Origin of the sequence: Arthrobacter sp. StoSoilB13 (assembly GCF_019977255.1) — a bacterium.
Lineage (GTDB): Bacteria > Actinomycetota > Actinomycetes > Actinomycetales > Micrococcaceae > Arthrobacter.
Window position 1 is genome coordinate 710,899 of sequence record NZ_AP024649.1, and the last position, 13,509, is coordinate 724,407.

The 13,509-nt window shown below is 64.1% G+C and carries 12 protein-coding genes; 10 read left to right on the forward strand and 2 right to left on the reverse strand.

The features are described from left to right. Positions 1-64 precede the first annotated feature (64 nt). Entirely contained in the window at positions 65-490 is a 426-nt protein-coding gene (locus LDP01_RS21935; protein WP_224095124.1) for a ChaB family protein, read from the forward strand. An 89-nt stretch (positions 491-579) separates the two neighbouring features. On the opposite strand, the gene LDP01_RS21940 is transcribed toward LDP01_RS21935, so the two are convergent. Both LDP01_RS21940 and LDP01_RS21945 read right to left on the reverse strand, forming a co-directional pair. Beyond that, positions 580-1,611 (reverse strand): LLM class flavin-dependent oxidoreductase, encoded by a 1,032-nt coding sequence (locus tag LDP01_RS21940; protein ID WP_224094200.1) that lies wholly within the window; start codon positions 1,609-1,611, stop codon positions 580-582. A 317-nt stretch (positions 1,612-1,928) separates the two neighbouring features. After that, the gene (locus LDP01_RS21945; protein ID WP_224094201.1) at positions 1,929-2,591 is read right to left on the reverse strand and encodes a TetR/AcrR family transcriptional regulator; all 663 of its coding nucleotides are present in this window, start codon (positions 2,589-2,591) and stop codon (positions 1,929-1,931) included. Between the two features lie 131 nt (positions 2,592-2,722). Between LDP01_RS21945 and LDP01_RS21950 the strand changes: the two genes are divergently transcribed. From LDP01_RS21950 to LDP01_RS21985, 9 genes are all read left to right on the forward strand, one after another. Further along, a complete protein-coding gene (locus LDP01_RS21950; protein ID WP_224094202.1) occupies positions 2,723-2,947 on the forward strand; it encodes a hypothetical protein in 225 nt (74 codons plus the stop codon). Positions 2,948-2,977: 30 nt separating this feature from the next. Continuing rightward, positions 2,978-4,774: a sigma-54-dependent Fis family transcriptional regulator gene (locus tag LDP01_RS21955; RefSeq protein ID WP_224094203.1), complete on the forward strand. Its 1,797-nt coding sequence runs from the start codon at positions 2,978-2,980 to the stop codon at positions 4,772-4,774. Positions 4,775-5,008: 234 nt separating this feature from the next. Further along, a complete protein-coding gene (locus LDP01_RS21960) occupies positions 5,009-5,956 on the forward strand; it encodes a C-terminal binding protein (protein WP_224094204.1) in 948 nt (315 codons plus the stop codon). 53 nt (positions 5,957-6,009) lie between these two features. Further along, the gene (locus LDP01_RS21965; protein WP_224094205.1) at positions 6,010-7,305 is read left to right on the forward strand and encodes an aspartate aminotransferase family protein; all 1,296 of its coding nucleotides are present in this window, start codon (positions 6,010-6,012) and stop codon (positions 7,303-7,305) included. A 2-nt stretch (positions 7,306-7,307) separates the two neighbouring features. Beyond that, entirely contained in the window at positions 7,308-8,207 is a 900-nt protein-coding gene (locus LDP01_RS21970) for a fumarylacetoacetate hydrolase family protein (RefSeq protein ID WP_224094206.1), read from the forward strand. 34 nt (positions 8,208-8,241) lie between these two features. Next, positions 8,242-10,332 (forward strand): hydantoinase/oxoprolinase family protein, encoded by a 2,091-nt coding sequence (locus tag LDP01_RS21975; RefSeq protein ID WP_224094207.1) that lies wholly within the window; start codon positions 8,242-8,244, stop codon positions 10,330-10,332. Positions 10,333-10,334: 2 nt separating this feature from the next. Beyond that, entirely contained in the window at positions 10,335-10,565 is a 231-nt protein-coding gene (locus LDP01_RS23535; RefSeq protein WP_263433797.1) for a hydantoinase B/oxoprolinase family protein, read from the forward strand. Next, positions 10,558-12,096 carry a hydantoinase B/oxoprolinase family protein gene (locus LDP01_RS21980; protein ID WP_263433798.1) on the forward strand — a complete coding sequence of 513 codons (1,539 nt, stop codon included), beginning with the start codon at positions 10,558-10,560 and terminating at the stop codon, positions 12,094-12,096. Before LDP01_RS23535 ends, LDP01_RS21980 begins: the two co-directional genes overlap by 8 nt. Positions 12,097-12,198: 102 nt before the next feature. Further along, positions 12,199-13,332, forward strand: coding sequence for a Gfo/Idh/MocA family protein (locus LDP01_RS21985; RefSeq protein WP_224094209.1), 1,134 nt, complete (start codon positions 12,199-12,201; stop codon positions 13,330-13,332). Positions 13,333-13,509: the final 177 nt, after the last annotated feature.

A 13,509-nucleotide genomic window follows, 5' to 3' on the forward strand; every position in this document is an offset into this window, starting at 1 on the left:
GTGTCAATTGATAAACTGGATGCACGTCCACGATCAGGTTTTCTGACAAAGGAGCGTGAGTACTATGCCCAAGACCGGCAAGAACGATCATGCCCGCAAAGACGAACTTCCATCCACTCTGCAGCGCTCCGAGCAGAAGGCCCAGGATACTTTCGCCAAGACCTACGACTCCGCCATGGAGACCTACGACAACGATGAGAGTCGTGCGGCCCGCACCGCCTATGCCGCGCTGAAGCACAGCTACGAGAAGGTCGGCGACCACTGGGAGGCGAAGGAGGAACGGGGTCCTTCTGACCAGCACGCGGCAGAAGGCATTGAATCAACGAAACCTACCGCCGGGGGCGTGGACGCCAACGCCTCCAAGGAACATCTCTATCAGCGTGCCCGGGAAATGGACGTCAAGGGCCGTTCGAAAATGAGCAAGGACGAGCTGGTCGGAGCTCTGCAGAAAGCCAACGACGCCGCGACCCGGAAGGCGCGGGGCGGCTAGTCTTCGCCGCAGAAGTGCTGGCTAACCATGGCCCTCCATCAGAATTCGGCCCGGAAACGGTCATCGCACCTCGTCATCGGGACATCTCGTCATCCGGCGGCTTTCCACCCCAAGGCGGGCCCCAGGTTTGCTGCGATGTCGGTGAGGATCTGCACGTAGTCCTCATGTTCAAAGCTGAACGGCAGTGCGAAAGCTACCTCGTCGACTTCCCGGAACCCAGCATGGGCGTACAGCTGCTCGGCAATTTCAGCGCTGGTCCCGATCACATCCGGGGCGAACAGCATGCCTTTCGGCCCTTGGGGCGCCCGCGTCCGGGGAGTGCGTTCATCAACGTACTGCTGGTACTTCGCCCGCTGGGCGCTCGTAGCAGAATCGATGGGGATCACCACCAGGCCCTGTGAGACCCGGGGAGTGTTTCCGGACGCTGCGGCTGCCTGCCGGTATGCACGGATCTGTGTCTGCTGGACCTTGGCAAAGTCCGGTACCTGGTTCTCATCCGGGAAAATCACGCTGCTGGACAGGAGATTGAAGCCCTTTGCCCCGGCCCAGACGGCCGACTTCATGCTGCCCGCGCCGTACCAAAGGCGGCTTCGCAGGCCGGGAGAGTGTGGCTCCACCCGGTTGGAGAATTCCTCCACAACACCTTGCTTGCCGGAGAACTCCCGAACCTTTTCGCCGGCGACCAAGCGGGCAAAGCGCTCCACGCGGCTATAGGAGAAGTCCTCTGTTTCTGAGGAATCCGGGAACAGCTCATGCTTCACGGTGTCGTAGTGCATGGGTTCGCCCACGCTAAGCCCTGGATTGATCCGTCCCCCGGCGAGCAGATCCACGGTGGCCAGGTCCTCCGCAAGGCGCAAAGGATTTTCCCAACCCAGCGGGGTGACCGCGGTGCCAAGCTCGATCCTGGACGTGCGCTGGCTGGCGGCGGCCATCACCGCGACAGGGGAGGAGATCCCGAACTGCAAATGACGGTGCCTCAGCCACGCACTGTCGAACCCCAACTGCTCACCGAGCTCGATGATCTCCAACGTTGACCGGTGCCCCGCAGCCGGATCGGCGGGGTCGAAAAGGCCGATAGTGAGAAATCCAAGTTTGCGGAGGGGGAGTTCGGGGCTGGGCATGGACTTCCTTCGCGATCGATCGGCAGTTACTGCCCAGAATAGGTCCCGGTACCGGGGACGACGGCGGGACGTTACCTTTTGTGATGGGCTCGCTGAGGGTGCGTGCGCGGCAGGCCTGCGAAGACCTTTAGACCCACAGGCGGAGCCCCGCCGGAAGTCATCGGCCGTTCCGGGCTTCTGGACGAGTTCGAGTAGGGGTTGGAGCTCGGCTCGGCGCCGGGTTTGAAATGCGGTAGCAGGCGATTGAATGTGCGGGGCCGGGTGTGGGCATGGTATCCCCTGGCGGCTCATATGAACTAAATCGCCGCAACCAGAGGCTAAGCGGTTGGGGACTCGAAGTCCACAGCCAGAATCGCCCGGGACAAGGTGACGGCACGGTCCGCCAACTCTTCAAGCTCGGCGTCGGTGCAGTCGCGGGGGGCCCAGCGGGTGGCGCCCTCAAGCAGGGTCATGACCACCCTGACATGCTCCTCGGCGTCGGGGCAGCCTATATCGCGTGCCGCGGCCACATACATCTGTTCATGGAGCGTGACCCAGTTATCGACTTGGGCGCGCAGCTCCTTGGGGAGAACTCCGGCCATCCTGTCTGTCGCAACCAGGAGGTCCCACAGGTTACTTTCCGGCAATCGCACCTGCCGCGTGAAGTGGAGTTTGACCATAGCGTCCCAAAATTCGTCCGCGTTGCGGGCCGGCTCTATGGCTTCGAGCAAGGCTACGCCGAAACGGTGGAAATGCCAGCGGAGCGATTCGGCAACGATTTCGTCCCTGCCGTCAGGGAAGTGCGAGTAGAGGCTGGGCGGCTTGATGTTGACGGCGTTGGCGATGGTCCGCATCGAGACGGAGTTGAAACCGTTGGCGATGGCGAGCTGCAGGAAGGCCTCAAGGATGTTCTGGCGGCCCACCTTCTGGCCCGTCCAGTTCCATTCCTTCAGTTGCGATTCGAAGGCGCGGGAGGCGGCTTCGTAGGACGTCACGCTCATAATTCGCCATCCTAACACTCGTTAGGTAAATTGCCTCCAGCACTTCCCTAACGTCTGTTAGTTAGGTAGTCTGGAAGTGGCGCGGAGCACATGCACCCACCATCCCAATTCGTTTGAGCGGAGAGCAAGCAATGGTCACCGAAAACACGAGCCTGGGGGCCACTCGCAACAACAACGTCATCCTCGGAAGCGGGCTTTCCGGAATGGTTGCCGCGTACATCGGCGCACGGGCGCTGGAGGACAACGCGTCACTGATCGAGAACTGGAGCGCACGGCAGGCATTCCGTCCAATGCTGCCGCGGCGGCGCCCACGAAAGATCAAGCCAGGCGGCACCGGCCCGGCACTGGCATCCTGACCCGCATATACAAAGGGAGAACCTGCCCCAATGTCTGCAGAAGTACTGTCACCGTGGCCGAATGAAACCCCACGTGAAACCAACCGCGTCCGCGAGCTTTTCCTGATGCAACCCCACGCTGACCTCAGCGGTATCCGCCCCATCATCGCCCGCTCCTGGTACCGCAGCCGCGCTGCCGGCGTCGATGCATTCGCCGACCGCGGATTCTTTGACGAGGGACGGGTGGACGAGTACACCATCGTAGCGGCCGGCCCTCACCTGCAGAAACTGGATGAAGTGGCTGCCGACCTGGGCGGCTACGTCAACATCACGGCCCCGAACGGAGTGCTGGTCAAGGCCAATTTCCTGCGGGATGACGGGTTCCCCGCCGGGTACTCCCTGCTGGAGGAGAGCTGCGGAAGCAACGGCGAAGGACTGGCATTGGAAGAAGGGCGTGGTGTCTGGCTAGCCCCGGAAGAACACTTCAGGGAGGACATGCGCGGCAACTGGTGTTTCGCATCCTTGGTGCGGGATCCGTTCCATAACCGCGTTCGGGCGGTCATCGGACTGACGCTTCCTGCTAACCGGGTCAGCACCCTGGAACCTTCCTCCACGCTGCTCATGCTCGAAGGCGTTGCCTCACGGATCGAGCGCGACATTGAGGTGCGAACCTCGTCCAGGGAGCGGGCACTCCTCAGCGAGTACCTCAGGATCTCGCGCCGCAGGGGCAACCGGGCTGTTATCGCCGTCGACGGCAAGAACTCGCTCCAGAACGCTTCGGCGACAGCGACGTTGGTGGATGGCGATTTCTCCATTGTCTCGGGCTACGCCAAAGCCGTGATGTCCTCCGGCCGGGAGATGAATTGTGAAGTCATGCTGGAGGGCCCGGGACATTCTACGTTGGAAATTTCACCAGTGACGCTGTCTGCTGCAAACGTCGGAGCCATTGTTGTTGTTCGACCCCACGCTCCCGCCAAAGGTCGCACCGTCGCTTCCGGCAGCGCCCCGCTCCTCCTGGCATCATCGCCGGAAGGAACCGCTGAACGATTGCTGAAGCACGTGGATGGCACCAGCACGGAGTTCAAACGCACACTCAACCTGGCGCGTAAAGCCGTAGACCAGGACAGGTCCGTGGTGATGATCGGTGAGCTGGGCAGCGGGAAGCTGCGTCTGGCCGGTGCCATTGCATCGCTGCGTGGTGGACAGATGGTTGTGGACGCCCGCAACGGAGACCTCAGGAACGCCACCTTTAACGATGTCCTGCACAAGGTGGCCACCGAGCTTCCCGCGACGCTGATCGTGGAGCACGCCGATGAGCTCTCCCAGAACGAAGCCAGTGATTTTGCCCGCGACCTTCACGGCAACTCCGCAACCAGGATCATCTTCACCGTTACACGTCCCACGGATGCCACGTTGCTGTTGTCCGAGGCATTCGATGTTCTCGAGATCTCCGTGGCACCCCTGCGCAACCGGCGGGAAGACATCCCGCAACTGGCCAACGCCATAGCGCAAGAGTTGGGGGAGCGGCGCCTATCCCGGAGGCTCATCACCACCCTCACCCACGCCGACTGGCCACGCAACATCGACCAGCTTCGCGCCGCCGTCTCCAACGCCGTCGAACGTGCGGAAGGCGCCGAGGTAACAGTCGACGACCTGCCACAAGGGTTCCACCGCGCCCTGACGAAGGGCAGGCTCTCCCGCCTGGAAGACGCAGAATTGAGCGAGCTGCGCACTGCGCTGCAGGAAGCAAAAGGTAACCGCAGCCTGGCCGCGGAGACCTTGCAGATCGGGCGTTCCACGCTGTACCGGCGCATGGATTATTTCCGCAGCCGCGGCTTCGACCTCTGACGCCACGCAGGCAGCAGCAGCCGACCTCCAAAGGGGGCCGGCTGCTCCGCGCTGCCCGGCGGCGAACGCCCAGCCGACGCAACAGCGTGGGACAGTGTCCCACCCCGGTGTCTCGATATGGCACGGATGGCGGTTCCGATATCGCGTTGTACTGGAAATCACCCGACACCGGCACCCGTCCCAAGGAGTGTCCGGCAGCGACCGAGGGTACGAAGACGAACAGGACGACTGACTATGACCCGCGATGCCCAGGGAACCATTCTTGTGGCCCCCCACCATTTCCCGGACCTGGACCGTGAGCACGCGCTCGCGGAGGAGTTCGGCTACACACTCAACCCCGCGGCAGACACCGACGCCTTCCGTGAAGGGCTTCCCGAAGCCGACATTGTGATGATCACGCCCTACGCCAAGCTCACTGCCGCCGACTTCCCGCTGATGGGCAAGTGCCGGGCAGTGATCAGGTACGGAATCGGCTACGACAACATCGACGTCGCCGCGGCCACCGAAGCTGGCATCCCGGTCTCGATCGTTCCCGGCACCGCGTCGGAGGAAGTCGCCTCCCATGCCTTCGCGATGGGCCTCGCACTGGCCCGCCGCCTGCCCGCCGGAAACGCCGCCATTGACAACCTTGGCTGGGCCGGAACCATCGGCTACGACACCCCTGTCCTGTCCGAGCTTGAGGTCGGCGTCCTGGGCATGGGCCGCATCGGGCAGCATGTGGCCCGCATGTACTCGGCTGTAGGAGCCCGCGTCCGTGCCTATGACCCCTTTGTCACGGAGAGTTTCGTGGAGATGACCGGGCTGCAAGACATCCTGGAGAATTCCGATGTCGTTTCCCTCCATCTGCCGCTGAACGATGAAACGGCGAACCTCATCTCCACCGACGCGCTCGCGAAAATGCGCAAAGGCACAGTGATCGTCAACGTGTCCCGCGGCGGCCTCATCGATGAAGCCGCGCTCGCCTCGGCGCTGACCTCGGGTCACATTGCAGGCGCCGGAATCGACACCTTCGCCCAGGAGCCGCTCGGGGCTGATCACCCCCTGCGCACGGCACCCAACGCCATCCTCACGCCGCACATCGCATGGCGTTCCAACCGGTCAACGGGTGCGCTGCAGGACGGTGCCGTAGAGCGGGTACGCCTCGCGCTGACCGGCCAGCCGCTCATCGACCTCGTGAACTGAGAAGACTCGTCACCTGAAAAGACTTGTGAATCAACAGACTGGAGAAACCCGACTTGGCTACCACCAACCATTTGGAAGACCTCGCTGCATTGCAGAACCCCGCAGAGGATCCGCACCTGCGCCGTGGGCCGCGCGGCTTCCCGCTGCTGCCGGGCGGCTATGGCCGGTCAACCTATTACACCGGCGCACCGAGCCCCTACGCCATCAAGGGCGAGGGCTACCGGGTGTGGGACGACCGCGGCCGTGAACTGATCGACGCGAACAACAACTTCACCTCCTTGATCCACGGCAACGCCCACCCGGAAATCACCGAAGCCGCCACCAAGGCCCTCACCACCGGTGCCAGCTGGGGCATCCCAAACCTCTACGAATGGGAACTCGCCGAACTCCTGCTCGGCCGCCTTCCCGAGCTGGACCAGGTCCGTTTCGCGAACTCGGGCACCGAAGCCGTCATGTCCGCGATCCGCATCGCCCGCGCCAGCACCGGCCGTGAGCGCGTCATCGTCACCAAGGGCGGTTACCACGGAACGTCAGAGGTAGCCCTGGTTCCGGGCGGACCCTCCTACCAGCGCGGCGTGACCCGCGGCGTGATCGACGACGTCACAGCGGTGCCGCTGAACGACGTCGAATTCCTGCGCCAAGCGGTTGAATCCGCTCCGGACGCCTACGCCGCCATCATCCTGGACCTGCTGCCCAACCGCGCCGGCCTCCTCACGATCAACGAGGAATTCGTCCGGACCGCCAGGGAACTCGCCACCCGCTACGGCATCGTGCTGATCATCGACGAGGTCATCAGCCTCCGCCTCGGCTACAACGGCTTCAGCGGTGAATACGGTGTTTCCCCGGACCTGCTGACCACGGGAAAGCTCATCGGCGGCGGATTTCCCGTCGGAGCGGTCTGCGGGAAGGCCGAGCTCATGGCCGAAGTGGACCCCACCCGCCCGGGCAGCCTGCCCCACGGCGGTACGTTCTCCGGCAACCCGGTCAGCATGGCCGCCGGTTCCGTGGCCCTTCGCCTCTACACCGAGAATGAGGTCAAGCGCCTGAACCAGTTGGGCGACACGGCCCGCGAAACGGTCAACGCCAGGATCGCCGACGCCGGCTGGGAGATCCGTGGCATCGGCTCGCTCCTCCGCGCGGTTCCGGCCGGAGCGGAGAAGGTGGACGAGCACACCCAGCACAAGCTGTGGTGGGCCTCCTACGAGCGCGGACTGCTGGGCTCTCCGGCCAACCTGCTGTCCCTGTCCACGCCTATGGACGAAAAGGTGGTCGACGACATAGCTGATCGCCTGGCCGACGCCGTCCTGGCAGTCGCCTCGGAGGCTCCCACCACGGAAGGCGCAAACTAACCATGAAGATCGTTTCCTACGAACACGAATCCGGTATCCGCGGCGGCGTCCTGATCGACGACACTGTCTATGACCTGGAACTGCTGCTGCAGGGCTCCAGCCAGGCAGTGCACGGAGCCACCACCACCGTCCGGGAATTCCTGGAACTCTACGGCGACCGGCTTGAGGCCCTCTCGGCCGAGGTCAGCGCACTGGCCGGCCAGGACCCGGAAGCCCACGTGGGTGCCCGGGCCGATATCCGGCTGACAACACCTGTGCCCAATCCCTCCAAGGTGCTCTGCATCGGCCTGAACTACAAGGACCACGTTGCCGAGACCGGCCGCGCATTCCCGGAGTACCCGGACGTCTTCGCCAAGTTCGCCTCCACCATGGTCGGACCAGAGGACGAGATCGGCGGTGCGAAGGTCAGCGAGAACCTCGACTTTGAAGGTGAACTCGCTGTGGTGATCGGGCGCAAGGCCAGCGAGGTCCCCGAAGAAGAAGCATTGAACTACGTTGCCGGGCTTGCACCGCTGAACGATGTCACCGCCCGGGACCTGCAGTACCGCGGCACTCAGTGGCTGGCAGGCAAGGCCGTTGACGGGTCAACCCCGTGGGGCCCTGCACTGGTCACCTTGGACGAAGTGGGCGATCCCCAGAACCTGGACCTCGCCACTCGCGTGAACGGCATCGAAGTGCAGCGCTCCAACACGAGTTACCAGATCTTCCCGATCGCCCGCATCGTCTCTTATCTTTCAAGTTTCCTCACCCTGGAACCAGGCGACGTCATTGCCACGGGAACCCCGCAGGGCATCGGTGCCAAGCGGAACCCGCCTGTCTGGCTGGAACCGGGAGACACGGTGGAAATCGAGATCGACAAGGTTGGACTCCTCCGCAACACCGTTGGCAAACCCCAGCTCTAATCCCTTGCAAGCCCTACGAAAGTAATGAAGACCCATGAGTGAAGTACAGACACAACCAGGTGAGGCCCGGTACCGCATTGCCGTCGACACCGGCGGTACCTTTACCGACGTCGTGGTCGGTTCCAACAGCGGCGACATGGCGGTCGGCAAGGCGCTGACCACCTACGACCGCGTGTTCACCGGCTTCGAAGCGTCGGTCCGCCGCGCTGCCGAGTCCGTTGGCTGGAGCGGTGACGACGTGCTGCGCAACGCAGACGTTATTGTCTACGGCACAACCCACGCCACCAACGCAGTCCTGACAGGCAAAGTTGCCAAGACGGCGTTGCTGACCACGGACGGCTTTGCCGATACGCTTCTGCTCCGCGAAGGTGGACGTCGTGACGCCTTCGACTCGAAAGCCGCGTACCCGCCGCCCTACATTCCCCGCTACCTGACCTTCCAGATCACTGAACGCATCTCCTCCGAGGGCGACATCCTGGTGGCGCTGGACGAAGAGCAGGTACGGGAAGTCCTGGGTTCCTTCAAGGAACAGGGCATTGAAGCTGTGGCCGTCTCTTTCCTGTGGTCGATCATCAACGATGCCCACGAGAAGCGCGTTGCCGAGCTGATCCAGGAGATCCTGCCCGGCGTTCCGTACACGCTCTCCAATGCGGCAAACCCCACCATCCGTGAATACCGCCGCTCCTCGGCAGCCTCGATCGATGCTTCCCTGAAGCCATTGATGGCCGACCACCTGGGCAAGCTCCGCTCCGACCTCCAGAAGTACGGCTTCGCCGGCGACCTGCTGGTGGTTACCTCCGAGGGTGCCGTCCTCGACGTCGCCGATGTACTGGACCGCCCGGTACTGCTGCTGAACTCCGGCCCCTCCATGGCTCCACTGGTTGGCGCGGCGGCGGCTCCGGACCACGACACAGTGGTTGTCTGCGACATGGGCGGCACCACCTTCGATGTGTCCCTGGTCGAGAATGGCGTGGTCCGCCACACCCGTGAAGCCTGGCTGGGCGAGCCGTTCGTCGGGCACCTCACTGGCCTGTCCTCCGTGGCAGTCTCGAGCATCGGCGCCGGTGGCGGCAGCATCGCCTGGATCGACGGCGGTGGCCTCCTTCGCGTAGGCCCGCAGAGTGCGCGCAGCACCCCCGGCCCGGCAGCCTACGGCCGCGGCGGCGAAGAGCCGACTGTCACCGACGCCTGTGTGGCCCTTGGCTATCTCGACACAGAAGGCTTTGAAGGTGGGTTCACCTTGAACCGCGAGGCCGCCATTAAGGCCATCGATACCCGCATTGCCGGTCCCTTGAAGATGGACACTCTTCAGGCCGCCCAAGCCATCCTTGATGTCTCCGCCAACCACATGGCTACCGCCATCCGCCAGTCTGCTCTCGAACAGGGCGTTGACCCCCGGGGTGCGCTCATTGTTGCTGGAGGTGGCGCAGGCGCCATGGTCGCAGCGATCATCGGCAGGCTCCTGGAAGCCGACACCGTCCTGATCCCGGCTACCGCCGGCGTCCTGGCCGCCTACGGCGCCCACCGCGCACCGATCGCTACCGAGTTCCTCTCGCCGCTGCACAACGACACCCGCAGTTTCGACGCCGGTTCGGCCTCCCGGGCAGTCGAGGACCTGACGGCCAAGGCTGAAGTCTTCGTGAAGCGGTTCGACGGCGTGGGCGAAGCACCCAAGGTCACATACTTCGTGGACGCCCGTTACCCCGGGCAGGCCTGGGACCTCCGCGTCTACCTCGACGCCGCCCCGGACACCTCCGGCGATGCGGCAGGCATCATCGAGCGCGCCTTCCACGAGGAGCACGACCGCCGCAACGGCACCCACGATCCGGACAGCCGCGTGGAGATCATCACCTGGGGTGTCCGCGTGGAAATCCCCCGGTCGGAGCACACCAAGTCCGAAAGTGAACTCAGCCGCACCGCGGAAATCCACCGCACGGACAGCATTGTTTTTGGCGGCGAACCCTTCAGCACCCAGCGCTACCGCGGCGTGACGCTCGCCCCGCGCGACAAGATCGTAGGACCGGCCGTCATCGATCAGCCCACCACCACCATCGTCGTGCCGCCGGAGTGGGACGCCACGCTCGATGAACGATCCAACATCTACCTCACCCGTAAGGAGGCGTAACCGTGACCCGCGAATTCGATCCCGTAAAGCTCTCGGTCCTTGCCAACGCATTCGACGGCATTGTCCGCGAGATGACCAGCGGCCTGCTCCGCTCCGCCCGCTCATCCGTCATCAACACGGCCCGCGACTTCTCCTGTGCCGTGCTGACCGCGGACAACCAGCTGCTCGCTGCCGCCGAAGGTGTGCCCGTGCACGTCTTCGGTGCCGGCCCCCCTGGGCGAAGACATGGTTGAGCTGCACAAAGACATCAAGGAAGGCGACGCGTTCCTGCACAACGACCCCTACATGGGTAACTCGCACGCTGCAGACCACGTGATCCTGGTACCCATCTTCATCCAGGGACGCCACCTCTTCACCGCCGTGACCAAGGCCCACCAGGCCGACTGCGGCAACTCGCTTCCCACCACGTTCTTTGCCACCGCGCGGGACGTCTACGAGGAAGGCGCACTGATCTTCCCCTGCGTGCGGATCCAGCGCGACTACACGGACATCGACGACATCATCCGCATGTGCCGGTCCCGCATCCGTGTTCCCGACCAGTGGTACGGCGACTACCTGGCATCCGTTGGAGCCTCGCGCATCGCCGAGCGCCGCATCCACGAACTCGCTGAAAAGTTCGGTGTGGATGACCTGGTGGACTTCGTGGACGCCTGGTTCGACTACTCCGAGCGCCTGACGGCCAGCGCGATCGAGAAGCTGCCCGAATACGTCCTCCACGGCACCTCCACCCACGATCCCTTCCCCGGCACAGGCCCGGACGGCGTGCATTTGCAGGCAACCCTTGAGGTGAAGCCAAAGCAGGGCAAGGTTGTGATCGACCTCCGCGACAACCCGGACAACCTGCCTAACGGACTGAACCTCACCAAGGCAACGGCCACCGGCGCCGCGCTGGCCGGGATCCTTTCCGGCATCCCGGAGAACCTGCCGAGCAACGCCGGAACCTTCCGTCGCGTGGAGGTGCTGCTGCGTGACGGCTGCGCCGTGGGTGTTCCCAAACACCCCTACTCCTGCTCGTCGGGCACCACCAACCTCGCGGACCGAGTGGTCAACATCGTCCAGGCCGCTTTCTCCCAGATCGACGACGGTTACGGCACCGCCGAGGGCGCAGCCGGCCAGGCGCCTGCCAAGTCGGTCATCTCCGGGACGGACGAACGCAACGGCAACCCCTACGTCAACCAGATCCTGGTAGGCGGCGTCGGTGGTCCGGCCACCCCGTACGTTGATGGTTGGCCCACCTACCAGCGACCCGTGTGCGGGGCCCTCCTGTACCACGACAGCGTGGAAGTGGACGAGCAGCGTTACCCGATTCTGGTCCACGAACGCACCCTGGTGGCCGACTCCGGCGGTGCCGGCCGCCAGCGCGGCGGACTTGCCACGCGTGTCACTATGGAACCCCGCAGCGAGAGTGTCACCCTCACCTACGGCATCGAAGGCAAGATCAATCCGCCCAAGGGTGTCCGTGGCGGCCACGATGGCGCCGAGCCCTCAGCCTGGGTGGAAGACCTCAAGACCGGCGAACGCCACGAAATCCCCGTGGTGGGCCGCTACGACCTGCAGTCGGGCGAGAAGGTCGTCTCCATCACCCCCGGCGGTGGTGGCTACGGCGACCCGCTGGAACGCGACGTCCTGGCAGTGCTCGACGACTATCGCGAATCACGCGTGACCCTCGAAGCCGCGGCCGCACACTACGGCGTGGTCATCACCGACGGCGCCGTCGACGAAGCAGCAACGGCCCTGACCCGCCAGGAACGCCTGGCCGGCTAGCACCGAGCTATCGCCACTAGCACCGGCCTATCGCAACTCATCCCGGGGCGAGGTATATTCCTCGCCCCGGGATGTTCCAACAATCATTAAACGGAGATTCACATGGAACCCATTCGAGTCGGCATCATCGGCGTCGGAAACGTCCTCAACCAATACCTGGACAAGATCGGCGTCCACCCCGACGTCCAGATCGTGGCGCTCGCGGACGTGAACCCCGAGGCAGTCAGGAAGCGCGCTGCCGAGTACGACGTTCCCAAGGCTCTCACCCCGGACGAGCTACTGGCAGATCAGGACGTTGAGTTGGTCCTCAACCTCACGCCGCCCAAGCTCCATGCACCAGTCACGCTCCAGGCGATCGCTGCCGGCAAGCACGTCCTTTCCGAAAAACCCTTCGCAACCTCCCTTGAAGAAGCGAAGCAGATTCTGGACGCAGCCCGGGAAGCCGGCGTCAAGGTAGGTTCCGCGCCCACCACGTTCCTGGGTTCCGGCATGCAGACCAGCCGCAAGCTCATTGACGACGGCTGGATCGGCGAGCCGGTGGCAGCCTTCGCCTCGTTCGCCTGCCGCGGCTATGAGCACTGGCACCCGAACGTGGACCCTTTCTACAGCCCCGGCGCGGGCCCCATGCTGGACATCGGACCGTATCTGATCACCAACCTTGTGAACTTTTTCGGCCCGGTGAAGCGGGTTTCCGCGACCACGCCCCGTTCGTCCGAGACTCGTCCCCGCCCGGGCAAAGAGGGTGAAGTCATCCAGATCCAGACCCCCACGCACGTCACGGGCACCCTCGACTTCGAGTCCGGCGCTGCTGCCACCGTAATTGTCAGCTGGGACATCTGGAACCACAACCTGCCGCACCTGGAGATCTACGGCACCGGCGGCTCCCTGGCCGCGCCGAACCCGGACCACTTCTCCGGCGCTCCAGTGCTGCGCCGCGGCGAGCCGGGCGACCTCGCGCTGGACATGACCCCTCCCGGCGGTGGCGACTGGCGCGAAACGCCCATCACCCACCGTGACGACGCCTACCGCGGCATCGGCCTGGCCGAATTCGGCTACGCCATCCGCAACGGCGTGGAGCCCCGGACGGGCGGCGACTTCGCCTACCACGTGCTGGAGGTCCTCCTGGCCTTCGAGGCATCCTCGGAGCAGGGCAAGCACATCGAAATCGAAAGCACCTGCGAGCGTCCCCGGCCGCTGCCCTCGGTCGGCCCGCAGGAGCCTTACCGCTTCGACTAAGACAACAACTAAACAGCAGCCGACGGCGGTACTTGCGTGCCGCCGTCGGCTGCTGTTTTTGCGTGTCCGGGCAAAGGGGCTGCGTCCCAAACTGGGACACAACTTTGCTTCCCCACGGTGAAAACCTGATGTTCGGGCGAATCGGTTTGCAAATGCCGACGCACCTACGAATTTAGG

Excerpts from the sequence above, each read along its gene's own strand:
- LDP01_RS21935 (WP_224095124.1), top strand. The coding sequence starts at position 65 with ATGCCCAAGACCGGCAAGAACGATCATGCCCGCAAAGACGAACTTCCA.
- LDP01_RS21940 (WP_224094200.1), bottom strand. The coding sequence starts at position 1,611 with ATGCCCAGCCCCGAACTCCCCCTCCGCAAACTTGGATTTCTCACTATC.
- LDP01_RS21945 (WP_224094201.1), bottom strand. The coding sequence starts at position 2,591 with ATGAGCGTGACGTCCTACGAAGCCGCCTCCCGCGCCTTCGAATCGCAA.
- LDP01_RS21950 (WP_224094202.1), top strand. The coding sequence starts at position 2,723 with ATGGTCACCGAAAACACGAGCCTGGGGGCCACTCGCAACAACAACGTC.
- LDP01_RS21955 (WP_224094203.1), top strand. The coding sequence starts at position 2,978 with ATGTCTGCAGAAGTACTGTCACCGTGGCCGAATGAAACCCCACGTGAA.
- LDP01_RS21960 (WP_224094204.1), top strand. The coding sequence starts at position 5,009 with ATGACCCGCGATGCCCAGGGAACCATTCTTGTGGCCCCCCACCATTTC.
- LDP01_RS21970 (WP_224094206.1), top strand. The coding sequence starts at position 7,308 with ATGAAGATCGTTTCCTACGAACACGAATCCGGTATCCGCGGCGGCGTC.
- LDP01_RS21975 (WP_224094207.1), top strand. The coding sequence starts at position 8,242 with ATGAGTGAAGTACAGACACAACCAGGTGAGGCCCGGTACCGCATTGCC.
- LDP01_RS21980 (WP_263433798.1), top strand. The coding sequence starts at position 10,558 with ATGGTTGAGCTGCACAAAGACATCAAGGAAGGCGACGCGTTCCTGCAC.
- LDP01_RS21985 (WP_224094209.1), top strand. The coding sequence starts at position 12,199 with ATGGAACCCATTCGAGTCGGCATCATCGGCGTCGGAAACGTCCTCAAC.